Consider the following 24,290-nt stretch of genomic DNA (forward strand, 5'->3'; position numbering starts at 1 on the left):
CCGTTCACGAGAATCTACACTCGCATGCCATTTACGCTGTCCCTCATGTATTACGTCATCAGATCCCACGCGATTGGTTCTAATTGCTCTCTGTCATCTGCCTTCTGCCTTCTGCCTTCTGCCTACTGGATTCTTCACCATAATTTAACATTTTACCGCCCTGATCCGGCTTGCTCGCAAGAGGCTTTACGGCTACTATTTACTAAGAAAAAGACATTACGGTTTCTTTCCCAAAAAGGCTGGTGATGGCCTGAATTTTAAATATTGATAATCGAGGTCGCGAAGAGATGAAAAAGCAACACATTCTACAAGGTTTGACTATTACTCTGGCTGTTTTATGGTCTCTTCCTACTATGGCCTTGATTCAGGATCAATACTCTGAAGATTTTGACACAAACTGGCCGGGAGCACCTTGGGCAGCGAACAAATACTCCAACGTCGTAAATGCCGTTAGCGGCTGGTCCATCAGCAGCAATAGTATTTCCGCTCTAGGGGGGACTAACTATTGCACAACCCTCACAAATTCCTGCTACTTTGTGCGAGGCGGCCTGTCAGCCCTTACCTCACCTTTACTAACCAACGGAATTGGCGCGGTCATTTATGACGCAAGATACGGTAGCACTGCCACCTACGGAATATTTTCCCTCGAAAGTTCTTACGATGGTGCGATCTGGTTTACCAACTCGATTGTCTCGAACAACGTCAACTCGATGCAGCCCTACACCAATATCGTGAACTCCTTGAGCAACCAGTTTTTCCGTTTTCGTCGTATTGACGATAACACCACCACCTTCGCTGTCGACACTGTCCGTATCACCTACCCCACCCCAGTGGTGACCGTTAGCGCCCCCATCATTACGCCCTTGCGCCCCACAGATCAGGATCCTGTCACCCTCTCCGCCAATGTCACCATCCAAAGCGTTCCCGACACCTTCGCCATGACCAACTACTGGCGAGAGTGGCCAGCCACCAACTGGACGCTTTATGCGATGACCTCCAATAGCCCTACCCTCTATGAAGCGAATTCCAATATTCCGGCAAAACCCATCGGTACGCGGGTCGAATCTTTCGCTCGGGCCACCTACACCGCAGATGGCGCAATCTACGTCACCAGTTCCAGCACCAATGCCTACGTCGTCATCCCAAAGTCCTCCTACACTAACCTGACCGTCATTGGACAGCTCGCCGCATCCCTCCGCAATGGAGCCAACTACCAATGGCAAGGGGTCATTCAAGTGACTAATGCCAACCCAACCTTCACATTCCAAGGCATCAGCAATTCCGTAACGAATACCTGGGGTGAGCTAAACCAGACAGTCACCAACACTCCACTCTACGGTCAGGCCGAGGTGACCACCAACAATATCACCCTCTACACCACCAATACGGGCTACTACCTCTTCTCCCTGACGGAGACCAACCTCGATTACACCGTCCGCTCCTGTACCTACGAGAACTTCAACATCTGGACCAATGCAGATTCATCCACCCCGCCACACACCAACAGTACTGACTGGATTCTCTTTTCCGGGAATACCTCCAATGACACCTCTCGCAGTTTCTTCGACACAGGCCGGTCAGCCATCGTGGAGACCAACGGCTGGCTAAGGTCGCCTCAACTCACCAATGGCATCGGGCAGATTTCTTTCTGGCACCGCAACTGGCAGACTACCGGAGCACCTACCGGAAGGTTCCAAATCCAGACATCCTCTAATAACATCGATTGGGACACCCTTGGTGGCGGCATCATCAGCAACATCGTCTCCACCAATTACCTTTTTTTCTCAGGAGCAGTAAACGAAATTGCCAGTAAATACGTTCGCATTCTGAACACGAACACCACCGCGCGCCTCTGTCTGGATGAAGTAGCCATCGTATCGCCTGGAGCGGTAGTGAGCGCCGCTAGGCTTGAAACCACCCCATCTACCGGGGCAACCATTGTCGACCCGATCGCGATACGAGTTGAGCTCACCCCTAACAACGGGGCCACAATAAGTGATGTCACCGCTTGGTATCGGTTTGGTAGCAACGGAACGTGGATACTCGGGGCCATGACTGCCACAGACAGCGTCCATTACGTCCTTAGCTCGGCCATTACAGGCGCACCGGTGGGTGAACTGCAGTACACCGTGCAATATAATTTCAGCGGTTTTCAAGCACCAATCGGCTCTAGCTTTTCCCCTGTCAACGGCACGAACAATCCTGCCATCTTGAATGTGAGCGAACCAGTCAACAATAGACAAGAAGATTTTGACACCAACTGGCCCGGAGCTCCATGGGCAGCGAACAAATACTCCAACGTCGTAAATACCGTTAGCGGCTGGTCCATCAGCAGTAACAGTATTTCCGATCAAGGGGGGACTAACTATTGCACAACCCTCACAAATTCCTGCTACTTTGTGCGAGGCGGCCTGTCAGCCCTTACCTCACCTTTACTAACCAACGGAATTGGCGCGGTCATTTATGACGCGAGATACGGCAGTACTACCACCTACGGAATATTTTCCCTCGAAAGTTCTTACGATGGCTCGATCTGGTTTACCAACTCAATTGTCTCCAACAACGTCAACTCGATGCAGCCCTACACCAATATCGTGAACTCCTCGAGCAACCAGTATTTCCGTTTTCGCCGTATTGACAATAACACGACCACCTTCGCGATCGACACTGTCCGTATCACCTATCCCCCCGCGAACGTATCCATCACCAACACCTATATTAATCCCAATTATCCAGTAGCTGGACAAACATTCATTGCCTCCTGCGACATCGCTTCGATCAATCCGAACTTCCCGGCTTACAACATCACCACCCCAGTTTTTTATTATTGGACTGGTGCCAGCGCACCCACTCCTGTGACCATGATCCCGGATGGGATCATAGGCTTAACACACCACTATTACACCCCGTCCATCTCGTTGGGAACTGATGCCCGCGATAAAACCTACAACTATTACATCAGCACTACCTTTGAAGGTTACTCCGCTAGTGACGCTGAAAGACAAAGTCCAAAGAATTCAATAACAAACACTTTTGGCGTCCGAGCCTATGCCTCCGACTATCAAAATATCACCGCCACGGTGAATGGCAGCAACTCGACGGCACGACTCCTTACCAATGGCATCTGGCAAACCATTTTCAATGTCGACAGTACCAACAGTACGCTCAGTTTAGCACTGCAGGGCTACGGCTATTCCACCGGCCTCGGCATATCCGCCAGCATCGTCACTTGGGGAAACTCAAACAATTGGCAAACCACACTCCCCCTCGCAGACTATGCCGGCAGCGGTCAAACCAATATCACCCTTACCGGCGGGACGTTCTTCGGCCAATATCTGGTACGCTTCAACGAATTAACCCTTGAATATTTTGTCCTGCCGTGCGTTTGGCAGGATTTTGACGGATGGACGGCAACGAATGCCTACACATTAACCGGAAACAGTGGCTTGCCGGCAATCGAATGTAATTTTAATGACTGGACGACCAATGACACCCGCACCCGGACTGAAGATTTCTCCAGCCAAAATTGGAATAATTACACAAACACCTACACGACTGGCACCAGCCCCAATCCCGAAAATTATCCGTTTTATCAGATATATGGCGCTCGCGTAGCGAAAGTAGGAGGCGCACAAGGATCCGTCGTTCAGATTCAGTCAAATGATTTAGGTTTTCTCAGCAAACGAGGCTGGATCGCGCAATTAAGTACATCCGCAATCCAGAATTACCCGCTACGAGGCATTGGCACCATTTCCTACAAGTACAGGGCCGCCACCACCAATCCCCCCTGCACACTTGGTGTCTACCTGTTCCCAACAAACCAATACGTGGATGAGAGTTCATATTATTCGAATCCAGGAGAATGGGTGGCCCTCACTAACCACACTTCTGTGGTCAATGCATTAACCAATACAGCCTTCACCGTAGGTTCGATCTCTCTTAATACCAACATCACTTCGATGGTTATTTTTTCTCACGACGCAGGCGATCAGAACGTCTATTTCGATGACTTATCTGTCGATGAATGGTATGCCGACACCAAAACCAATGCCAACTGGATCGCATACGAAAGTTGGATTGAAACAAGGCCCGACGGCGGAAACACATGTAGATTCGACCCGACCCGCTCGACTAAAACGGAGCAATATTTACGGACCCCGTTACTCACCAAGGGGATTGACACCATAACCTTCGATTATTGTAGCGGCAACAACACTGCCGGACAATCGATTACGAACACGTTTGAAGGGTGGTCCACAAACAGTTACGGCAACTACACATACATGAACTGGATATTTATAAACGGACGCACAGCGTCTGACAAATCGTACGCCGCTAACGGTAGTACTAATTCGGCTTGGCTAAACGGGGCACCCAGTTCCACCAACACCTCCCTTTGTTCCCCGCAACTAATTAATGGTGTCAGAAAATTAATGTTTGACTACCGCAACTGGAACACCAGCGGCACCCCTACCTGCGCACTTCAAGTGCAAGGGGCATCCTCAGCCACACCGTGGATCTGGACCACCATCACTAACCTCTCTACCACCATAAACTCAACCAACTATGTCTCCTTCACCAATAACTTCGTTATTCCAAATTATAATTACATCAGGATCCTGAACAATCCTTACGGCTCCAATGCCCCAGCATGTATTGACAACGTAATCATAGATGAAGCCCCTGCCACCATTGCAGGCCGTTATATCACCAATTCATTCGATGCCTGGATCACTGCGTCATATGGCAATTACTCTTCCAACAACTGGGTTCTGACAAACGGTCAGTCATCCGCTGACGCTACTCGTACTCGCGGAGGAAGCGGCAGAGCGGTCTGGCTGAATGGTACAACGGGTGGCACGAACACCTCCCTCCGCTCACCCTATCTCAATTTCGGATTCCAAGGCGTGGAATTCTGGTACCGCAACTGGGAGACAAATGCCTCACCTGCAGGCAAGTTCCTGGTTCAAGTAGCCCCCTCCGACACCCCCGCGAGCTGGGTTACGATCGATACGATTTTCCCCATCGATTCAACTAACTACACCAAATACGCCAACACCTCCATCAGCCTTACTAACCATTATGTACGGATTGTCAATAATCCCGATGGAACCAACGCAGCCGTCTGTATTGATGACATCTCTCTAGGGGACTTCCCCTACGTCAGTTTTGATGTGCAAATGAGCACGAACCTGATCACTTGGACAACGCTTTCAACCGTGTCACGCTCATTCGCGGGCGGCTCGGCCACAGATTACCAACCCTACACCCTCTATTCACCGACGAACTTGAGTATGTATGTTCGCATTTACAGCAAAACCCCTGCTCCAAATATTCTTCTAGTCGATGATATCAGCATCACTCAATTTTCGAGAGGGGAGAACTGGATAGCAAATAATGTTAATATCAATAAAACCCCAACCAACCCCTTCCGCCAATTTGTCGGAGGCGCAGGCTTCTTGAACAGCAATCGAACGTCCGAGGTCGATGCGCTCGTGGATACGAATGTATGCCCCTATATCCAGTCCCCGCCCCTGGTGGCTGGCATTGGCGAGATCAGCTTCTGGTACCGGAACTGGGCCGTCTCGGGCAGTCCGGCCCCAACCCGTCTTTACATTCAGAAATCCAGCGACTCAGCAACCTGGAGCACGGTTTTTGAATTACCCGTGGAAAGCGCCACCAACACGGCCGACTATCGTTATTTCAGCGGCTCGATATATGACACGAACAGCCACTATGTCCGAATCAGCAACAATGATACGGATGTTCTGCCAGTAGGACGCGTCTGCATTGATAACATCCTGGTGACCACCCCGCTGGCCAGTTCCCTCACCCTGAGCAACCTCGTCATCGCACCGGGCATTCCGCTCTATTCAAACGCAGTGAAAGTGGCTGTAGAGGCATCACGCCTTTTCCTCATTGCCCCTTCGAACCTTACCCTGAATACCATGTACGGAACAGGCTCGACCTATGCCGCCATGTCTTCCGCTGGTTACGCTTCAGCACCCATGACCTGCGTGTCCACTAATCTGGCGACTAACCCCAGGACCTACCGATATGAGACAACCTCGGGCATACCCGCCATGCCTGCGGACACCTTTGTGAAGTACGAGGCCAGAGCATCATTTAGCGGCTATCACCCGGAGATTTTCAGCCCGACGATTAATAAGACCCTTTCCGTCGCACCCACATGGTATGCCCCTCTCCCATCAACCGGAATGGCGTACTACGTCGTGTTCTCCTGTCCGACGGGAAGCGTGTGGATTAATGAAATTAATTATTTTGATTATTATACCGATTATTCCTGGACTAACGAATATATAGAACTTTGCGGCAGGGCTGACGCTAATTTGAAAAACTGGACCATTGGAATCTATGATGCAAACGGGATAAGGTGCAACGGAATCACCGTCACGAACCACCCAGTATTGCAAAACAAGACGAACGGTTTTGGATTCTGGGTGCTAGGTGATTCTGGTGTTGCCAATGTGGATATGGTTTTTACAGGAAAAGTCCAACAATTTACTGTGTATGATTATGCAGATGCAACTAATCAAAATCTCCCGTTTGGGGGCGGCCTCACCCTCACCCGAGGCAGTGGCGTCCTAGAACAAAAAATCTCCTATGGCGGCGGAGCGGTCGGCTTCCCCCCTAGCGTAGGGTCTGACGCTGTCACTTATGATGCTGGCTCCCTCGGCTTAAAGAATTCAGGAAGCAACTATAATCAGTTCGCCTGGGACGAATTACCTCAAGGTTCACCGGGATACATCAACTACGGGCAAACACTCTTAGGGCAATCAGAACAAAATGCACCACCTCCGGTAGTAAGAATTGTCAGTTTTTATAGAGATACAACCAACGTCTGGATCGAATGCATTAGTACGAATTTATGGGCACCGACCCCTTGGTATTCTACAAACCTACTGAATTCGAATGGTTGGGTTTACATAACAACACCGTTCTGGAGCAGTTACCCGGCGTTTACGGCAAGCAACACGGTGACCCTTCACTTCGCCCCACCCACCAACAACCCAGTATATTTCAGGGTTGTCGCGACGAATACACCGTAAGTTGACATTCAGTTATCAGAGATAGGGGGATGTTTTTCATCGGTAAATTACTCGTTTTCCAGGATTTTGAAGAATCGAATAATTCGAGGGTGTACGCCAACACTATTCGTGTGTGAGTCTCGCCATACTTCAGCTAAAGCTCGCGCACCAGCCAGTCCGGTCGTACCAAGACCAGCCACCGAACGTGTTGACTCTCCAAAAATCAGAATCATAAAATAGTTCTGTCGCACCGTCAGGAGATCAGCAACGTTTCGCACTAACGACTCCTTATCTAACTCAGAATATGTGCTCCCTGTTAATATCTGATTCGCATCTAACCGCCCCAGATCAGACAGTCTCGCAATCTTATTTGTCGCAGTCATTGCTCTCAATGCCTGATTCATCGAGTTCAAAGTAGATCCGATTAATCTAGTCGCCCCTGATCCATGAGGAAAATCAAGAAACATCTGGCTATAAACAGCGTTCACCACATTGGAACTAGCGGCATTAGGATTAACCAAGCCCCTCTCGAGAGGGGTTACAATGGATTTTGCCGTAAAATAATCTAGAACTGGATAGAGTGGTGCTAGGGGATTGGCTCGTGTGAACAACCGCACCGTCCGCCATGCATCACCTATAAATAAATAGCCTAGCTCACCCGTCACATCCAACGGCTTATCAATGCCACTGAATCCCTTCACATAAATGGCTGTGTCATATTCTCGACTCTCCCACCCTGGAACACGATCCACCACCCCGACGAAGGCCCCCCCCCAATATCTCAAAGTTAAATTATTTGTCGTACCAAGTGTGTGACGTAAGGAGTTAGGTCTTGGTGCTGCCCATTTCGTCGGGTCGTAATTTAGCCGGGCATCGCAGCACTCACGATCCACATCTGCCGAAAAGGAGACAGAAACCGGAGGGACTGGAACTACTGGAACTAGTGGAAGATTCAAACCCATTGAAATAGGCAAAACAACAGGCGAATTGGTTACAGAATCAACCACAATGCTTCCTTTTGTAATCCAAACCCGCACTTCCGCCGTTGCGGTCCATGTTATGGATCCAGCAGTTTGCACCCCACCTGGAAACGGGATCGGCCTGTAACCTGGCCCATACGGCGCTACATAGTACTCCCCAGCCCCACTTATCATGAAAGAACCACTTACTGGCGCAGGGAGTGAAAGCGCAGGAACCGAAGAACCCACAATTGTGAGTGTATAATTCAACCTAAACCCAACCATGCTCGCCCCACCTTTGAACGGGAAGACAACTTCAAATTTCAAAAAGTTTGTTCCTTGCAAATCATATGTGTTTGCAGCAATGGGAGTCGCACAAACGGTGTTACTCAAATACACCTCGTTGACCATCCACACCGGTTCAACATAAGGCCCTTCCGCATTCCCCGCACCTGCCACCCCAAGATTCCCCGGCTCGACATCTCCATCAACGTAGTCCAATAAATTCGTAAACAAAACGCCTGCTTGAGTGCTGTTGTATCCAGCATTTATAAACCCGCCAATTATATTAGTGTTGTTCCTTAGACTCGCCGAACCACCACCAATAAACTCGACTGAATTGGTCGGAGATGCGGAATATGTGACGAAATCTGTTATAGGCAACGCTAACGCCCCTGAGGCCCTACCGATCTCTCCAAGTTCTTGAATCGTTTCATACTTCGGCGATCTATCCGCAACAAGTTGACCAGGAAGTATAACTTCCGGACAATTCCCTAATTGTATTTCACAAACATTTGTCCCGATACTACGCGCAGTAACTCCATCACCAGCCACATTCGCATCCAATAAACCGGAACAATTCACAATCATATACCCAATTCGTCCACGCTCCAGCCTCACAGACGTAACATCCACCCATTTCGGCCAGGGGCTGATTCCAGCCAGCAGGGGGGCGCGCGGGATCCAGTCCAATACTGGCGAATTAGTCACGCCATCGATATTCACACTTCCATTGGTTGAAACAAAAACATCCCAATCGGGATAAGGATTATTACCAAGGTTCGCATCCAGATCCGCCAACGCCCTCGCCATCGCCACATGCAGGAATTGTCTGGCCCGAACATCATTCCGGAAAGCACCCGAAGCCACGCGCTCTGTGCGCATATAAACGGCAAACGCCACAGCCATGACCATCATCAGGGCGAGTAACCCGATCACCATGATCAAGGCCACACCTGATTTTGAAACCTTCCGAGAGTCTATCTCAACTCTTTGTGATCTTAACATGCTTCTGTTCAATTTTATTTCCCCTCCAAATCCTAAAACTCGATTGATTTAATGCGCAAGGGACTTCCCTCATTCATCGGCAGGCGGGATTAATACTTGTACCGATTCCTATTAGGGAACGTCACGCGCGATGAGAATTTCTTAACTCCCGTACTTGCGCCCGAAACCGACACTTTCACATCAACGTATTGCGGAAACGTCTGAGTGCTATTATCACCCCCAGGTCCCGCTTCAATCTCGAAAGCAACCAGATTTGTATCGCACAACTGTTGCCCCAGCCGCGACAATGTCCCCGCATAGGTGTAAGTCACATTCGTCCCAGCACGAGTCGAGTTGGTTGCGTCACCAATAATATAAAAACTCGCAGAACCAGCAGAACCAGATATTGGACTAAACGTATAACCCAAATTCGTACTCATCACCGCCTGCGACAAATCCTGAGCAACAAAATCAACAACGGCCCGCCCCGTCATATTCACCTCGGAAAGCCGGACCCCTGTTGACCATGTGGCCGAGGCTTGAGCAAATATTCTCGCAACAATCAGTACGATAATTACCAGAATCCCCATGGCCACCAGGAGTTCCAGCAGGGTAAAAGCCGCAGAATCTTTCTTCTTCCTGCAGCAGTCGTTAACCCGGTCTTTGAGTATTGCTTTTAGAATTCTCACGGCTTTCTACATCCCTTGAAAATAGAATTCAGTATAGGCCGAACTATGCGGAGGGTAAAAGGACCCGTATTCTCCATCGCAAACTTCAACCAGTGCTGAAAAATTAGTTTCATTTATAGATACCCTATACCGCAACCAATCGCTATCAATCGCTGGAAATCGTACTTTAAAAACGCCAGGAGTGGCTGTCGTTGATGGCGAATTAGCCACCACTCCCTGCTCAATATTCGAGAAGCTGCCAGTCGTCCAATCACCCAAATCCGTCATCGATGCCGCATTTGCCCGCATGCCATTCATGACGACTTCAGTAAAAAGAGCACACCGCGTGTCAGCCGTTGACTCCTCCATTGACCGCAACCCATCGGGAAACAGCCCAAATATCGGAATAAGCCCCAAGCCAATCACAAGTACGGCCAAACAAACTTCGATCAAACTAAAGCCTCTCTTGGCTTGATTAGATGATTTCATGCTCATTATCAGCGAACCCTCGTTATTCCTGTCAAAAGCCATACATCAATATAATTAGTCGAATCCATACCAGCCAGATCAATAGTCTGCATCCCAACCCCGGCTCCGCCATTCGGCTTAAACGGAACGTCATTTGTCGACATGAATTTAACGCCAGGCGACAGATACACTTGACTATAAAACTGATTGGTTCCCACTGTTATCCGCATGGAATTAGTAATCGTCCCACTGATAAACTGAACCGTGACCGGCTGACGTTTCGTTACCGCCTGTTGGCGCGCCAACATCAGTGTCGTTTGAACCGAAGAAACAGAGCGACGCATTTCAGCACCCTTTCGCATGCCAGCCCACCCGGCAATGGACAGCCCCATAATCATCATCATGAGGCCAATCACGACCAGCAATTCGATCAGCGTAAAGGCATGCCGAGCCCGCTTCTCTGGTCTGCACCCATTCATTTCGCAACTTCCGGTCATTTGCGTTGTTTGTACTCTTGCCATTAAATCCTCAATGAGTTGCACTAATATCATCACCGCCCGCGACACAATTCAGACCATATGACGAGACGGTGACAGAGTCATTTGTCGGGCTGATGACAATCCGGTAGGCCAAGTTCGAACGGAAAGGGTCACGAACAGATTCACCCGCTTTAATGCCCTCATAAAAGTTCTGACCGGCCGAGTTAATCAACAACGAAACAACCGCCTGATTATCATTATTCACCCAAGCCTGATCGCTATCAGAACTCACGCCTGGCCAGGCATTACTGACAGTGTGATAAGCGCGAATCGCTGAAGCGAGCCCCTCCACCTCAGTTTGCGCCCGCTTATTCAGGGCATTATTTTTCACCCCCGAGAGCACCGGGAACATTATAGCTACAAGAATCGCAATCACGGAGATGACGACAAGGAGTTCGATCAGAGTGAAGCCATTCTCCTTCTTACTGTAACACTTCTGTGTACCTTGCATTTCCCTCATCTTTCTCCTTACTACCAACTCGTAACATCATCCGGCGATGGGCACACTCCGTCTTTTCCAATAGACCATGCCGCCACATCCCTCGCAAGAGTACTGAACCCAGTAGGCGTGACGGAACCGGGCCCAATAGCCACTTTGTAAACATTCTTCCAAGGGTCGATGAAGGCACCTGCCGCATTGGTAGATGCACGTTCAAACTCCATATAAACACACCTTCTAGGATTGGCCACACCCCCGGCAAGATACTGCACGACCGACAACGCCACATCGCCTCCGCTGGAGTTAAGACTGGGGACCGCTGCGGTCGCCCAATCACGATAGTCGAGAAGGATCGCTTTGAAAGCTGTATTAAGCTGATTAACGTCACTCTTTGCCCGGGCCTTTTTGGCACTTTCACGAGCTGCAGAAAATGCAGGAAACAGGAGTCCTCCTAAAATCATGATAATTGCAATCACAACCAACAACTCAATCAAAGTAAACCCACTTCGTGGCTTTTCACGCACTTCTGGTTTCATAATGCTCTTTCCCATGCTCTTCCGCCTTTAGTCTTGAGCGGTTACTCCCACATCATCACCATTGCCGCCCTCATCAATGCCGTTCGCCCCTATAGACCACAACTTGTACCACTGGTGATCAGGAGAATTGGAATATCTTAACTGGCTCCCCCATGAATCATTGATCGTGTGAGTATTATTCGTCCAAGTAGTGTTTGCAAACCCATTAGACCTCCAGCCAGAACTGCCAACATCCTTTAAATAATGTTGCCATCGGGCGACTTCCGCATCCTGGTTGTGGTGAGCCCCGTTGTAAATGTAATAAACAAGCCCGGTGCTGTATCCAGTGTTCGTGGGAGTGATTGGCAAACTCGACATTGGCGTGCCCTCATACTCGTAATATACTGAATTCACAGGCGGGAAAACACCATACGTCGCATAGAAGCCGCCCAGAGCATTTTTGACCTGCTCCAGAATTCGCAGGGTGGCTACCTGCCCCGTCTTTCTTGTGACCAACGGAATAATTTTCAAAGTCATACCGGCCAGAATAAGAATGATTGCCACCACCACCAGCATTTCTATCAACGTAAAAGCACACCGCCGTAACCTGAATGATAAGCTACTATTGAATATCTCTTCATCATGCATTTTCATGACTTACCTCATGTTCGCATTATACAACATTAGCCATGCCTGAGCAAGACAGACCATAGACATCAGACCATAGACTTCAGACCTTAATCCATACACTCTTTCCTGGCAGCTGCTTACGGGCTTCTGCTGCGCCAATAATCCGGTTTCCTGTGAAGATTCATTACGGCGGCAATGATCACTACTTGATTGGAAACCGTGTAAATCAATGCGTAAGGAAATTGCTTAACAAGACACCGATGGAATGTATTGTCCAAGGGAGTCCAGCCATCGGGAAATTCACAAATTCGTTCAATCGTTGCATACACCTGCTCTGAAAAAGCCAGCCCGAGTCCAGGCTGTTGGAGTTCGTAATAGTCAATACTGCCGAACAATTCTTCGCGAGCCGACTGGGCAAACTCATATCTCATTTTCGGTATCTCGCTTTGACTTCCTGAAATACGACTTCGCCCGGAACAGTCTGCGTCTTGCCTGAACGGATATCGGCAAGCCGTTTGTGAGATTCCTCAAGCCAAGCCTTTTCGATATCCGTTGCGGTCGGGATACTAATGACATGCATCAATCTATCCAGTAACGACAATCTTTCATCGTTCGGGAGATCTAAAACCTCGTTATAAATTTTTTCAGCTAATGCAGTCATTCTACGCCTCAATAGTTTACATCCTATTCAATAACCAATAACTGATAACGAATAACCCTCTTACAAATTCCCAATGATCGAAATCATGGGCATGAACATGGCGATGACGATGGTTCCTACAATCAAAGCCAACAGAATGATCATGATGGGCTCAATGACGGAGGTCAGCGCATCTACCGCCGTATCTACCTCATCATCATAGTTTTCTGCGATTTTCATTAGCATTTCAGGTAGGGCGCCGGTTTCCTCACCGACTTGCACCATGCTGACCACCATTGACGGGAATACGCCGGAGGCCTCAAGCGGCACCACTATCGTTTCCCCCTCTTTGACGCTGTCATGTACCTGCTCGACCGCCTTCGCCAAAACCGCATTGTTGGATACTTCTTTAACAATGTTCAACGCCTGAAGAATCGGCACACCACCTGTCATCAACGTCCCCAGCGTACGGGTGAAATTTCCAATGGCCGTTTTCCGAATCAACGTCCCAAATATTGGCAATTTGAGTGCGATCCTATCCAGGCTGACCTGCCCTGATTTTGTCGCCTTGAACGACTTGAAACCCACAACACACGCTATAATGATGCCAAGGAGAATATACCATTGCTGGGCCATGAAATTGCTGGCCCCAATAACCAGCTCCGTGAGCAAAGGCAGCGACTTTCCGCCAAGAAGGTCATCAAAGATTTCTTTGAATTTAGGGATCACAAACACCATCAACACAATCAAAATGATCGCAGCCATAATCATGACAACAAGCGGGTAGACCATGGCGCCTTTCACTTTGTTGCGGATTTTGTTGCTCTTTTCCATGAATTCGGCCAACCGCACCAGAATCGTCTGAAGCGCGCCCGACGTTTCACCCGCCTTGACCATATTCACAAAAAAGGGCGTGAAAACCTTGGGATATTGCGACATGGATTCGGCAAACGTACTGCCCCCTTCGACGGATTCTGCCATTCCCGCCAAAGCGGCCCTGAACTGCTGATCTTTTTCCTGTTTCTGAAGCACATGCAAACAGCGCAACAACGGTAAGCCGGCATCCACCAAAGTCGCCAATTGGCGCGTGAAAATCATGATCTGCTTGTCTTTGATCCGCGATTGCAAAAAGGACGGCATTCTGATTTCGTGGGATCCGCCACCCTGGACTTTGGCAGTCACCACGCCCTTGCCCGGAGTTCCACCCCGGGAAGGCCCGCGATTACGCCCCCCGCCCATATCGGTCACACTGGTAGGGAACAGGCCTTTATCTTTAAGGGTAGACAGGGCGCGATTCTCGTTATCGGCATCAAGCACGCCCTCAACTTCTCGCCCCTTTGCATCCATGGCAACGTATCGGAATTTCGGCATAAGATTACTCCGTATTTAACTGTTCAAATGTAGTACGACAAACCAGCGTATGCAAGCGTGGAATGGAATCGAAAAAAGAGTTCCAAATCCTCGCTAAGGGCCGGATCATGATTTCAGGACGCCTACAACGCCCGCGGCTCACGCAAGGTTCGCCTTCCAAAAGAAAGAACTAGAAGGTATAGATCATTCTGCTGGAGGGCGAACCTTGCGTGAGCCGCGTGGTCAGTGGGTTAAATCATGACTTCATGCGCAAGCAGTACTGTATTGCTTGCGCAAGCAATCTTCCCCTACCGACTGGAGTTGACGACGGCGGCGATGACGGCGGCGCCGATGCCTGAACCATCCTTGGTCAACTTCAACTGGATGCCTTTACCGGCCTTGCCTTCCAACTCACGGACGGCCTCCGCCAGACTCCTGCTGTACCCAGGGTATTTCTCAAAGAGAGAGCCGTCCACCGCCACCGTTACCCGCTTGGCCGAACGGCGCGCCACCCGGGTCAACGACCCGACAATCAGCGCCGCCGCGATTCGGGCAGATCGCCGTGAAACGATGTGTACTACTCTGACCAGTGTCCGGTGCTCAACCGGAGTCAATTCCCGTCCGAACAGTTCTTTGGAGAGTTGCGTTAACTCTTCCTTGGAGCCCGCCTCGAGAACATCCATGTGAAAGCCCTTAAAAGACTCCTTATCGGCGAATACCGCCGGTACCTGACCCTCAAATAGATGCTCCTTCCGGATCAGGTCTAAAACCACCAGCCGGACCAGTTGAGGCAGGTACTTTCCGGAAATCATTTTTTCAGCAAGCTGGTGTTTGGCGTTACCCGAATCCCGATCCAATTGGCGATCATATGTGGTGAGTGGAAGCGCCTTCGAGAAGTTGCCCGACTCCATGTTGATGATCATACTTTTGCCGGAATAACCCTCTATACCTTTCTTAATCCGCCGGGAAGCCACACGTACGGCGATATTGAACCCGGTCCCTAAAATGACCCCCATCCCGCAATTAGGATCCCGCGCGGCCTGAGCCTGGAGCGTACCTACAGTGTCATTGGCCAAGGCAACAATATTCACATTATTCACGCCTTTCCGGACGAGAGCCTGGCGTTGGAGCGTGACGACCTTCTGGCCGACAACCCCTGAGGCCGAAAAATCCTTGGTCCACTTCATAAGAATACCCTCGTCAATGCCCAGCAGTTTGACAGGGAAACTGAACGTGTAGCCCAGTCCGTATTCACCGGTGAAAGCGTGATCTTTCAGAAATTTACGAAGATACCCGGCAATAGCGCCAAAAAGTTCGTCACCGGACCCGGCAATGTGTTCGCGCGTCAGTTTGTACTTCGTCTCGGCGACCACTTGGGGAAGCTTCCCCGCGCCGGCCAGTTTAACGAGCATAACCCTGAAATTAGTGCCACCGAGATCCAGGGCCAGATACAGGCCTTTCTCATGGCCGCTGGCAGCATCACAATAGGCCTGCAGCATCGCGAGGGAGCTTTTGCGGCCTGCGAGTCCCGCATCCATCTCGGCGATCATGGCCTTCTTAATGCTCCGCATACAGGGGAGCTTGACGTCAAACTGTTTCTCAAGGGTGTCAATCAACGGTGATTTCATTATTCGTCTCCAAAAAGTTCCAGCGTTTGTATCGAACCTGAGAAGACTAATCAAAGTATAAAAAAAGCCCAAAGTTAAGAGCTCTGTCTTTCGACATTGAACTCTCAACTTTGGACTTTCGACTTCTTCAGTTTGACTTAACTTCTACCCTTAATTCCCGGCCAATGTGGCCTTAAGGTCAGCCTCCACGGTCGTGATGGGCTTGATGGCAAATTTCTCCACCAGAACATTCAGCACTGCCGGCGTCACAAAGGCAGGAAGACTCGGTCCAAGCCGGATATTCTTGATGCCTAAATGCAACAGCGTGAGCAAGATACATACGGCTTTCTGCTCATACCAGGACAGAACCATAGACAGCGGCAACTCATTGACTGAGCAGTTGAAGGCCCCCGCCAATGCACTGGCAATCTTGATGGCCGAGTAGGCATCGTTGCACTGCCCGATGTCCAACAACCGCGGCAAACCGCCGATGTTCCCGAAATCGAGCTTATTGAAGCGGAACTTGCCGCAAGCCAGCGTGAGGACCATGCAGTCCTGAGGAACCGCCTGAGCAAATTCCGTGTAGTAGTTTCGGCCCGACTTGGCGCCATCGCAGCCGCCAATCAGGTAAAAGCGCTTGATTGCACCCGATTTTACCGCATCAATGACCGTACCCGCCACACCCAGCACAGCGCTGTGCCCAAAACCAACCAGAATGCTCTTTCCCGGCTCATCCGCAGCAAACCCCGCCGCGGCCAGGGCCGCATCGATCACAGGCTTGAAATTGCCATCGGCAATATGATCCACACCCGGCCAAGCCACAAGTCCGCTCGTGAAAATACGGGCCTTGTAGGTGTCTTTCGGCTTCTGGATGCAATTCGTGGTCATCAGGATAGCGCCCGGGAACTCATCAAATTCCTTGCGCTGATCCTGCCATGCCCCACCATAGTTGCCCACCAGATGCTTGTACTTCTTCAGTTCGGGATAGCCATGCGCAGGCAGCATCTCGCCATGGGTATAGACGTTAATCCCCTTGCCCTCGGTCTGTTTCAGAAGCAATTCCAGATCCTTGAGATCATGGCCCGATATCAAAATGGCCTTCCCCTTCAAGGGAGTAATGGGAACAGGCGTGGGAACCGGATTCCCATAAGCACCGGTGTTGGCCGCATCGAGCAGTTCCATGACTTTAAGGTTTACTTCACCAGTCTTAAGCGCATATCCCAGCAGTTGATCCATGGTCGGATCCGGCTTGACCAGAAAATCCAAGGCCTCGTGCATATAGGCATTGACGGTGCTGTCCACCTTGCCAAGAACCCGGGCATGCTCCGCATAAGCGGCAGTACCCTTGAGCCCAAGCAGAATCAGATCCTGAGTCCCCGCGATATCCGCGCCAAGTGCGGCAGTGCGCTTCTCAGTCGAAATGTCTTCACCCTGCTTGATCAACCCCTGAAGGTCAGTTGCGGGCGTCCATTGCGCCGGCCCCTTCACAGCCTCGATGGCAACACCCTTGGCTTTGCACGCCGCCTCGTATTGGTTCCGGATACTTTCCTTGACCGCCGCTCCCTTGCGCAGGATTCCTTCCAGGCGTTTCGGATCGAAATTGACATTCGTTACGGTGGTGAACAAGGCCTCAATCACATACACATCAGCCGCCTGGTCCACGACTCCCAGTTTGCTGGCACGATAGGCATATTGGCTGATTCCTTCCGCCACATAGACCAAGAGATCCTGAAGCGCCGAGGTTTCCGGATCTTTTCCACAAACACCGAACGACGTGCAACCCGTCCCCTTGCCGGCCTGCTCGCATTGATAACAAAACATGCTACTCATAACACCTGTCTCCTTGTTGTTGTTGTTTTAACTTGTCCCTCAAAACAGCGCTTATTATGCATGCCCTGCTTTCCATCTCCTTGATGTATATCAAGGTTTTACAATTTAACCGAGAATGTTATAATTTGCGCGTTTTATGATTAACTTAACTTTAAATGCATCACCACGCCCCCTAAACGCCCCTGCACGCCTTGAGGATTTGCTCTCCAAGCACTTCGGTTTCTCCACATTCCATGCAGGCCAGCGGGAACCCATTGAGGCTATTCTGAACGGGAATGATGCGGTGGTCGTCATGCCGACCGGCGCGGGAAAATCAATCTGCTTTCAATTGCCGGCCATGATTCTTGATGGAATCACGCTGGTGGTCTCACCGTTGATATCCCTGATGAAGGATCAAGTGGACGGCCTCACCGAGCGAGGCCTGCCAGCCACCTGCCTTAACTCATCGCTTTCCATGGAAGAGGTGACCGAACGGATTGCCGATCTTCGCCAAGGAAAAACCCGACTGGTCTATGTCGCGCCGGAACGCTTCCGTAACAGAGGCTTTCAAACTTTGCTCGCCGATCTCAAGGTGGCATTGATCGCCATTGACGAAGCCCATTGTATCAGCCAATGGGGCCATGATTTCAGGCCCGACTACATTCGCCTCGGCACCGTGGTAAAACAGTTCACCAAGGCCCGTGTCATGGCGCTCACCGCCACTGCGACCCCTGAGGTTCGAACGGATATTGCCAAACAACTCGGGCTTGGGATGGATGGTCGTACGGCCCCGCAGATATTTGTCCGGGGCTTTCGCCGTGATACCCTGCGACTCGTCGTCAGCCATGTTTCATCCCATACCGACAAAATGCGACGCATTGAGGGTATTCTTTCCCGCTACCCCACAGGCATCATTTATTGCAGTACCCGCAAACAGGTCGATCGGGTCGGCATCATGTTGGGGGAGAACAAAATCAAACATCTGGTTTATCACGCCGGCCTTACCCCTGAGAAGCGGGCAGCGGCCCAGGAACAATTCATGGGGGGCAAAGTCCCGGTTGTCGTGGCCACCAATGCCTTTGGCATGGGTGTAGATCGCTCCGATCTCCGGTTTGTCATCCACTGGGACGTCCCTGGAAGCATCGAAGCCTACTATCAGGAAGTTGGCCGAGCCGGGCGAGACGGCCAGTTATCGCATTGTGAGCTGCTCTACAACTACGCCGATGTACGTACGCAGGAGTTTTTCCTGGATGGCTCGAATCCGGACCCTGCCACTATCCTGCAAACTTGGTCAGAAATTTACACCCTACTCAAGACTGGTGGTGCCCAGACCTGCTCACTGGACGAGTGGGCTGAACAAATTCGCTCAACCGACAACAAGATTACGGTCCACACTTGCATGGGTCTGTACGAACGTTATGGCCTGATTTCACGTGAAATCATGGCGGGAACCCGTTGTTACACCACGTCTCTGGTTGAACCCACCGATCTCACACGTCTGAAGGAGGCCATGCCTTCTTTGGAGGAAAAACGGCGCCGGGATCTGCGTAAACTCGACCTGATGCTCCGTTACGTCAGTTCCCAAGGCTGCCGGCACCATTTCATTCTCGATTATTTTGGTGACAAAGAAACGCTGAGCACCGCCTGTGGCCACTGCGATTATTGCGGTTTCGACACGGCTGTTTCAGCACGCCCCCCCACCGAAACCGAGTGGCCAGTCATTCAGAAACTACTGAGCGGAGTGGGCCGTATGGACGGACGGTTCGGCCGCAACACGATCATTGCCGTTATGACTGGTTCATCGGCAAAAGATATTATTGATCGCAAACTAAACGAGGTTTCCACATATGGTGCCCTGGCAGGAACACCCCCAGAACATTTGAAGGCCATTTTCGATGAATTGGTGCGAGCCAAAGCCATTACACTCAGCGCGGATCAATATGCCACAGCCTCGTTAACCCTGGAAGGCCGCGAAATTGCATGGCGGCGGGTCTCAGTCAGCATCAAGTGGCCAGTCCAAGCCGTACACCTTTCCAGTAATGAGCCCGATCTTCGTCGCAAACCCATGAAGGCTGGCGCCAAACCCAATCGTAAAGCCAACCCCCTGGAAACGTTTGATCGCGTCCTTTCAGCTGTGGAAGAAAATTTGTTCGATAAATTGAAGATCTGGCGCAAAGATGAATCCTTCCACCAGGGGACGCTTCCCTATCTTGTATTCAGCAACAAAACCCTGAAAGCCATTGCGATTCTACGCCCGAAATCCCACGCTGAACTTGAACGCATTCCCGGCGTCGGCCCTGCAAAACTTGAGGCCTATGGCGCAGATATTTTGCGCCTGATGAAGCGATAGAGTCAAAGATTGCCTCAGGTCTTCTCTTTTGGCATATTTCCGGGCATGCCACATCGGGTCATGAATGTTAAAGAAATTGCCGCGTACCTTCACGTTGCGCCAGCAAGAATTGAGTTACTGGTTAAGCAAAGGGAAATCCCTTTTCAAAAACAGGGTGAGCGCTTTGCCTTTCGTCGCTCGGAGATAGATGCATGGGCCTCACAGCGCATTCTTAACTTCTCCGCGCCCAATCTAGCGGATTACCATTCCCAGTCTTCGGCCAAGGTTAAAGAATTCTCTCCGGATGTGGCGATGATGCCCCAACTCCTGACGCGCGATCGCATTCAGGCCGCCCTGGCAACCAAAACCCGTTCGTCCGTCATCCGTAACATGGTTGCGATGGCCGTGGCCACCGATCTAGTCTCTGATGGCACTGAACTTCTCACGCTCATTGAAGAACGCGAAAAACTCTGCTCAACGGCGCTCCCCGGCGGCTGGGCAGTTCTTCATCCGCGTCATCATGACCCCTATATGTTTACCGAGTCATTCATGGTGGTCGGCCGCTCCATTCAGCCAATTCATTTCGGGGCTCAGGATGGCCATCCCAGCGACATCTTTTTTCTGCTTTGCTGTCAAGATGACCGCCTCCACCTCCACACACTCGCGCGGTTATGCACCCTCTGCATGGAAACAAAGTTGTTGGAATTATTACGCCTTGCTGAAACCGAGCAGGGAATGATGGACGCCATTTTGGAGTCTGAGGAAAACATCATCCGCCACTTGTGAACACAGCCGTCCTCATTCATGATCCTTCCCGTGGGTGCTGGCTGGCTTTTAACAATCCCTGCCGGATCTACTCCACCTCAAATCCCGCAGAGGTGCTTCCGCTTCTTCGTGAGATTGAGGCGGCTGTTAACGAGCACAAACTGCATGCCGCCGGTTTTATCAGTTATGAGGCTGCCCCGGCATTTGACTCGGCCTTAACAGTCCGGCATGACCCTTCAGGCTTTCCCCTGCTTTGGTTCGGACTTTATCAGGAGCCCACCCCATGGCATCCTAGCGCACCTGCCCCGCGCTCAACCGAAACGCCGCCACAATGGACGCCCTCCATCAGCCGCGATGATTACACCAAGATCATGGGGCGGATCCGGCAATACCTGTTTAATGGCGAAACCTATCAAGTCAACTACACCTTCCGACTTACCAGTCCCTTCAACCAGAACCCGCTAACCCTTTTTGAAAATCTGGTCCACGCTCAAGGAGCACATTACTCCGCATTTATCGATATCGGGAATTTCACCATTTGCTCCGCCTCGCCGGAGCTGTTTTTCCGCTTGGATGGATCCCATCTGGAATCACGCCCCATGAAGGGGACCATGAAACGGGGAGTGACGCCCCAGGAAGATCTACTCAATGCCCAGATACTGAAAAATTCACCCAAAGACCAGTCTGAGAATGTGATGATCGTGGATATGATCAGAAACGACATGGGACGGGTGTCAGAAAAAGGGCAGGTTACGGTCGAGCAGCTTTTCAAGGTGGAGCGGTACCCTACTGTCTGGCAAATGACTTCCACTGTATCTGCCAGCACCCAGGCATCACTGTGTGAAATATTTACAGCCCTTTTCCCGTGTGCCTCCATTACCGGGGCGCCCAAACCGCGGACGATGGCGCTCATCGCCCGCGAAGAAACCGCCCCCCGTAGAATCTATACCGGAACCATCGGCTATCTGGCACCGGACCGTCAGGCGCAATTTAATGTCGCCATCAGAACAGTGCTCATCGATAAGACCCGCCATGTTGCCGAATACGGGGTGGGCGGCGGAATTGTCTGGGACTCCGTCAGCGCCAATGAGTACGAAGAATGTTGGACCAAGGCAAAAGTGCTCACTGAATCAACGGAGGAATTTCAGCTCCTTGAAACGCTGCTGTGGACTCCCGACAAAGGCATTTTTCTATTGGAGCGACATTTAAAACGAATTGAAGAATCCGCGGAGTATTTTGGCTTTGCTATTTGCCGGGGAAAGATTCAAAACGAGTTGCTCGCCTTAAAACTGGATGGAGCCCACCGGATCCGGATTCTTGTTTCCCGTTCCGGAGTCCTCACGCTTGAATCCTACCCATTCGACCCGACTGCCGCCAAGACCCCGGTTCGTGTCCGGCTGGCGCAAAAACCGATCGATATTTCCAACCGTTTTCTGTACCACAAAACAACCTGCCGGCGGGCTTATGAAGACGCCCAAACGAGCCTCGACGATTGCGATGATGTTCTGCTCTGGAATCCCGCAGGTGAACTGACGGAATCCACCATCGCCAACCTCGTCGTGGAATGTGATGGCGAACTCCTCACGCCGCCGGTCTCGTGCGGGCTTTTGGCAGGAACCTTCCGGGCAGAACTGCTCCTTCGGGGAGAGATCAAAGAGGCGGTCATCCACCTCGCAGATCTCCCCCGCGTCCGAAAGGTTTTTCTTATTAACTCCCTGCGAAAATGGCGCGAGGCCATTATCGTCAGGTAGTTATAACGTTTTCACAAAACGTTCCAGCCGAATCATCCCTTCTTCGATGTTGGCCATACTGCAGGCATACGACAGACGGAAATTGCCATCGGCCCCGAACGGTAACCCGGGTACGACCGCCATTTTTTCTTGTTCAAGAAGTTTCCGGGCAAAATTAATGGAGGAGAGCGCAATTGCACTCACCCGCTCATTAAGTTCCATAATACTTCTCCACCCATTCTTTTATTGTATCTTTTTGAACATCCACAATCTTCATTTCTCTGGCGGAGCTTTCCGCTGAGTCGGACGCATGCGCCGCATTGACCATAATATCGCTACCGTACTCACGACGTACAGAGCCCGGTTGCGCCTTGGCGGGATCCGTGGGCCCAAGCAGATAACGAATCTTCTCAACGGCGCTAATGCCTCGGTAGATAAGGGCCAAACAATTCTCGGAACTTATGTGGGCTTTATCGGCTTCCGCAACTTCGGAGGGGCGGTAACCGGTCATAAATTTCACGATATCCTCGAATTGCCCATTTCCGGCGATGGGGCCGATATGCTCCCCAATTGCCGCTTTGGCATCCTCCGGGATGGAAATACCCAGCGATTTCTCAAGAATCTCCCCTGCCCGCTGGGCCATAATCCCCTTAAATTTGTTTTGAAGAATGGCACGCACAGGACCATAAAAATCCTCCGCCTGTGCAACCGTCATGGAAAACTTTCGAACGCCCACAATCCGAAGTCCTGAACGGGACAACAGGTCGATGATATGGCCGGGCCGAACGCTCGGAAAACGGAAATTATCAGGTTTAATGAGAACCAGCGTCGTTTGAACCCCTTCGGCATTGGACGAATCCGCGCTGTTGTCGATCACACCGCCATCCGAGTTGGAGTACTCGGCCCATAGGCGCAGGACCGAAGCGGCACGCTCCACCGAAGGCGCGACCAATACGGCTGGCTCAAAATAGCGGACTGTCCCGGTCTCGTCCTCAATGTAATCCCCGTAGGTATCCCGTATGGTTTCGCCACCCACCCACCCGGCACGGAGATGGCCCGTGGCCTCGCGCACTTTCTGGATCGCATTTTCGCCTTCAAATACCAACAGAATCACACGCCGCCGAAGGCCGGTGACCGGATCAGGCGTATAGGATTTGCGGACATATTCACTCAATAAACGGGCAAATTCAGGTTCCGCCTGATTACTGTTTAACAGGGAGTCAGCATAGCGGGTAACTAACTCCTGACTGGGGCCAAACATGCGGGCAGCCACGAGGTCAAGTCCTGTGCGACTCATCAGGCGTCCGATGACGCCGCCAGTCCTGGATTTTGATATCGTGTAAGGGTTGATTAATGCAAACGCCAGTTCCTGAGCCATAAAATTCTCCTCTTTCACTCTCAACATTCATTCAATTGGGCCGCAGTATCGTTGTCCCGTCCCATTGAATCAAGTAAAAACGCCCCGTTTCTTTATATAATTATTGACATCTTAAACACGCAGGGTCATTGTTACTTTATCCTAATTGG

18 protein-coding genes are annotated in these 24,290 nt (G+C 50.9%); 4 read left to right on the forward strand and 14 right to left on the reverse strand.

The features are described 5' to 3' along the window. Positions 1 to 353: 353 nt before the first annotated feature. Positions 354 to 7,070: a hypothetical protein gene (locus WCI03_03015; GenBank protein MEI8138819.1), complete on the forward strand. Its 6,717-nt coding sequence runs from the start codon at positions 354 to 356 to the stop codon at positions 7,068 to 7,070. A 47-nt stretch (positions 7,071 to 7,117) separates the two neighbouring features. Here WCI03_03015 and WCI03_03020 read toward each other — a convergent pair whose 3' ends face one another. The 12 genes from WCI03_03020 to hcp all read right to left on the reverse strand — a co-directional run bounded on the left by WCI03_03020 (position 7,118) and on the right by hcp (position 17,951). Beyond that, a complete protein-coding gene (locus WCI03_03020; GenBank protein MEI8138820.1) occupies positions 7,118 to 9,241 on the reverse strand; it encodes a hypothetical protein in 2,124 nt (707 codons plus the stop codon). A gap of 143 nt (positions 9,242 to 9,384) precedes the next feature. Continuing rightward, complete coding sequence (locus tag WCI03_03025; GenBank protein ID MEI8138821.1) at positions 9,385 to 9,963, reverse strand: prepilin-type N-terminal cleavage/methylation domain-containing protein; 579 nt, start codon at positions 9,961 to 9,963, stop codon at positions 9,385 to 9,387. Between the two features lie 6 nt (positions 9,964 to 9,969). Next, the gene (locus tag WCI03_03030; GenBank protein ID MEI8138822.1) at positions 9,970 to 10,431 is read right to left on the reverse strand and encodes a prepilin-type N-terminal cleavage/methylation domain-containing protein; all 462 of its coding nucleotides are present in this window, start codon (positions 10,429 to 10,431) and stop codon (positions 9,970 to 9,972) included. Between the two features lie 8 nt (positions 10,432 to 10,439). Continuing rightward, the gene (locus tag WCI03_03035) at positions 10,440 to 10,907 is read right to left on the reverse strand and encodes a GspH/FimT family pseudopilin (GenBank protein ID MEI8138823.1); all 468 of its coding nucleotides are present in this window, start codon (positions 10,905 to 10,907) and stop codon (positions 10,440 to 10,442) included. Between the two features lie 31 nt (positions 10,908 to 10,938). Continuing rightward, a complete protein-coding gene (locus WCI03_03040; protein ID MEI8138824.1) occupies positions 10,939 to 11,409 on the reverse strand; it encodes a type II secretion system protein in 471 nt (156 codons plus the stop codon). Positions 11,410 to 11,420: 11 nt separating this feature from the next. Continuing rightward, entirely contained in the window at positions 11,421 to 11,924 is a 504-nt protein-coding gene (locus WCI03_03045; protein ID MEI8138825.1) for a type II secretion system protein, read from the reverse strand. Between the two features lie 27 nt (positions 11,925 to 11,951). Next, positions 11,952 to 12,557 (reverse strand): prepilin-type N-terminal cleavage/methylation domain-containing protein, encoded by a 606-nt coding sequence (locus tag WCI03_03050; GenBank protein MEI8138826.1) that lies wholly within the window; start codon positions 12,555 to 12,557, stop codon positions 11,952 to 11,954. A 113-nt stretch (positions 12,558 to 12,670) separates the two neighbouring features. Then, entirely contained in the window at positions 12,671 to 12,964 is a 294-nt protein-coding gene (locus WCI03_03055) for a type II toxin-antitoxin system RelE/ParE family toxin (GenBank protein ID MEI8138827.1), read from the reverse strand. Next, positions 12,961 to 13,194 carry an addiction module protein gene (locus WCI03_03060; GenBank protein MEI8138828.1) on the reverse strand — a complete coding sequence of 78 codons (234 nt, stop codon included), beginning with the start codon at positions 13,192 to 13,194 and terminating at the stop codon, positions 12,961 to 12,963. Before WCI03_03060 ends, WCI03_03055 begins: the two co-directional genes overlap by 4 nt. A gap of 60 nt (positions 13,195 to 13,254) precedes the next feature. Continuing rightward, positions 13,255 to 14,544, reverse strand: coding sequence for a type II secretion system F family protein (locus WCI03_03065; GenBank protein ID MEI8138829.1), 1,290 nt, complete (start codon positions 14,542 to 14,544; stop codon positions 13,255 to 13,257). A gap of 287 nt (positions 14,545 to 14,831) precedes the next feature. Further along, positions 14,832 to 16,151, reverse strand: coding sequence for a hypothetical protein (locus WCI03_03070; protein MEI8138830.1), 1,320 nt, complete (start codon positions 16,149 to 16,151; stop codon positions 14,832 to 14,834). Between the two features lie 150 nt (positions 16,152 to 16,301). After that, positions 16,302 to 17,951 carry a hydroxylamine reductase gene (gene hcp / locus WCI03_03075; GenBank protein MEI8138831.1) on the reverse strand — a complete coding sequence of 550 codons (1,650 nt, stop codon included), beginning with the start codon at positions 17,949 to 17,951 and terminating at the stop codon, positions 16,302 to 16,304. Positions 17,952 to 18,096: 145 nt separating this feature from the next. On the opposite strand from hcp, the gene WCI03_03080 reads away from it, so the two are divergent. The 3 genes from WCI03_03080 to pabB are packed head-to-tail and all read left to right on the forward strand — an operon-like array spanning position 18,097 to position 22,784. Further along, entirely contained in the window at positions 18,097 to 20,289 is a 2,193-nt protein-coding gene (locus WCI03_03080) for a RecQ family ATP-dependent DNA helicase (GenBank protein ID MEI8138832.1), read from the forward strand. A 60-nt stretch (positions 20,290 to 20,349) separates the two neighbouring features. Next, positions 20,350 to 21,054 carry a PTS sugar transporter subunit IIA gene (locus WCI03_03085; GenBank protein MEI8138833.1) on the forward strand — a complete coding sequence of 235 codons (705 nt, stop codon included), beginning with the start codon at positions 20,350 to 20,352 and terminating at the stop codon, positions 21,052 to 21,054. Next, positions 21,051 to 22,784 (forward strand): aminodeoxychorismate synthase component I, encoded by a 1,734-nt coding sequence (gene pabB / locus WCI03_03090; GenBank protein MEI8138834.1) that lies wholly within the window; start codon positions 21,051 to 21,053, stop codon positions 22,782 to 22,784. Before WCI03_03085 ends, pabB begins: the two co-directional genes overlap by 4 nt. Here pabB and WCI03_03095 read toward each other — a convergent pair whose 3' ends face one another. Together WCI03_03095 and WCI03_03100 are read right to left on the reverse strand one after the other, a co-directional pair. Next, positions 22,785 to 22,985, reverse strand: a complete 201-nt coding sequence (locus WCI03_03095; GenBank protein ID MEI8138835.1) for an aminotransferase class I/II-fold pyridoxal phosphate-dependent enzyme — start codon at positions 22,983 to 22,985, stop codon at positions 22,785 to 22,787. Next, positions 22,975 to 24,141, reverse strand: coding sequence for a nucleoside-diphosphate kinase (locus WCI03_03100; protein ID MEI8138836.1), 1,167 nt, complete (start codon positions 24,139 to 24,141; stop codon positions 22,975 to 22,977). The genes WCI03_03095 and WCI03_03100 overlap by 11 nt, the downstream gene beginning before the upstream one ends. Positions 24,142 to 24,290 lie beyond the last annotated feature (149 nt).

The sequence above is a fragment of the bacterium genome, assembly GCA_037143175.1.
Taxonomy (GTDB): domain Bacteria; phylum Verrucomicrobiota; class Kiritimatiellia; order CAIKKV01; family CAITUY01; genus JAABPW01.

Bases quoted from the DNA above. Each gene is read 5' to 3' on its own strand.
- WCI03_03015 (MEI8138819.1), top strand. From the start codon at position 354: ATGGCCTTGATTCAGGATCAATACTCTGAAGATTTTGACACAAACTGG.
- WCI03_03030 (MEI8138822.1), bottom strand. From the start codon at position 10,431: ATGAAATCATCTAATCAAGCCAAGAGAGGCTTTAGTTTGATCGAAGTT.
- WCI03_03035 (MEI8138823.1), bottom strand. From the start codon at position 10,907: ATGACCGGAAGTTGCGAAATGAATGGGTGCAGACCAGAGAAGCGGGCT.
- WCI03_03040 (MEI8138824.1), bottom strand. From the start codon at position 11,409: ATGAGGGAAATGCAAGGTACACAGAAGTGTTACAGTAAGAAGGAGAAT.
- WCI03_03045 (MEI8138825.1), bottom strand. From the start codon at position 11,924: ATGAAACCAGAAGTGCGTGAAAAGCCACGAAGTGGGTTTACTTTGATT.
- WCI03_03050 (MEI8138826.1), bottom strand. From the start codon at position 12,557: ATGAAAATGCATGATGAAGAGATATTCAATAGTAGCTTATCATTCAGG.
- WCI03_03055 (MEI8138827.1), bottom strand. From the start codon at position 12,964: ATGAGATATGAGTTTGCCCAGTCGGCTCGCGAAGAATTGTTCGGCAGT.
- WCI03_03060 (MEI8138828.1), bottom strand. From the start codon at position 13,194: ATGACTGCATTAGCTGAAAAAATTTATAACGAGGTTTTAGATCTCCCG.
- WCI03_03065 (MEI8138829.1), bottom strand. From the start codon at position 14,544: ATGCCGAAATTCCGATACGTTGCCATGGATGCAAAGGGGCGAGAAGTT.
- WCI03_03070 (MEI8138830.1), bottom strand. From the start codon at position 16,151: ATGAAATCACCGTTGATTGACACCCTTGAGAAACAGTTTGACGTCAAG.
- hcp (MEI8138831.1), bottom strand. From the start codon at position 17,951: ATGTTTTGTTATCAATGCGAGCAGGCCGGCAAGGGGACGGGTTGCACG.
- WCI03_03080 (MEI8138832.1), top strand. From the start codon at position 18,097: ATGATTAACTTAACTTTAAATGCATCACCACGCCCCCTAAACGCCCCT.
- WCI03_03085 (MEI8138833.1), top strand. From the start codon at position 20,350: ATGAATGTTAAAGAAATTGCCGCGTACCTTCACGTTGCGCCAGCAAGA.
- WCI03_03095 (MEI8138835.1), bottom strand. From the start codon at position 22,985: ATGGAACTTAATGAGCGGGTGAGTGCAATTGCGCTCTCCTCCATTAAT.
- WCI03_03100 (MEI8138836.1), bottom strand. From the start codon at position 24,141: ATGGCTCAGGAACTGGCGTTTGCATTAATCAACCCTTACACGATATCA.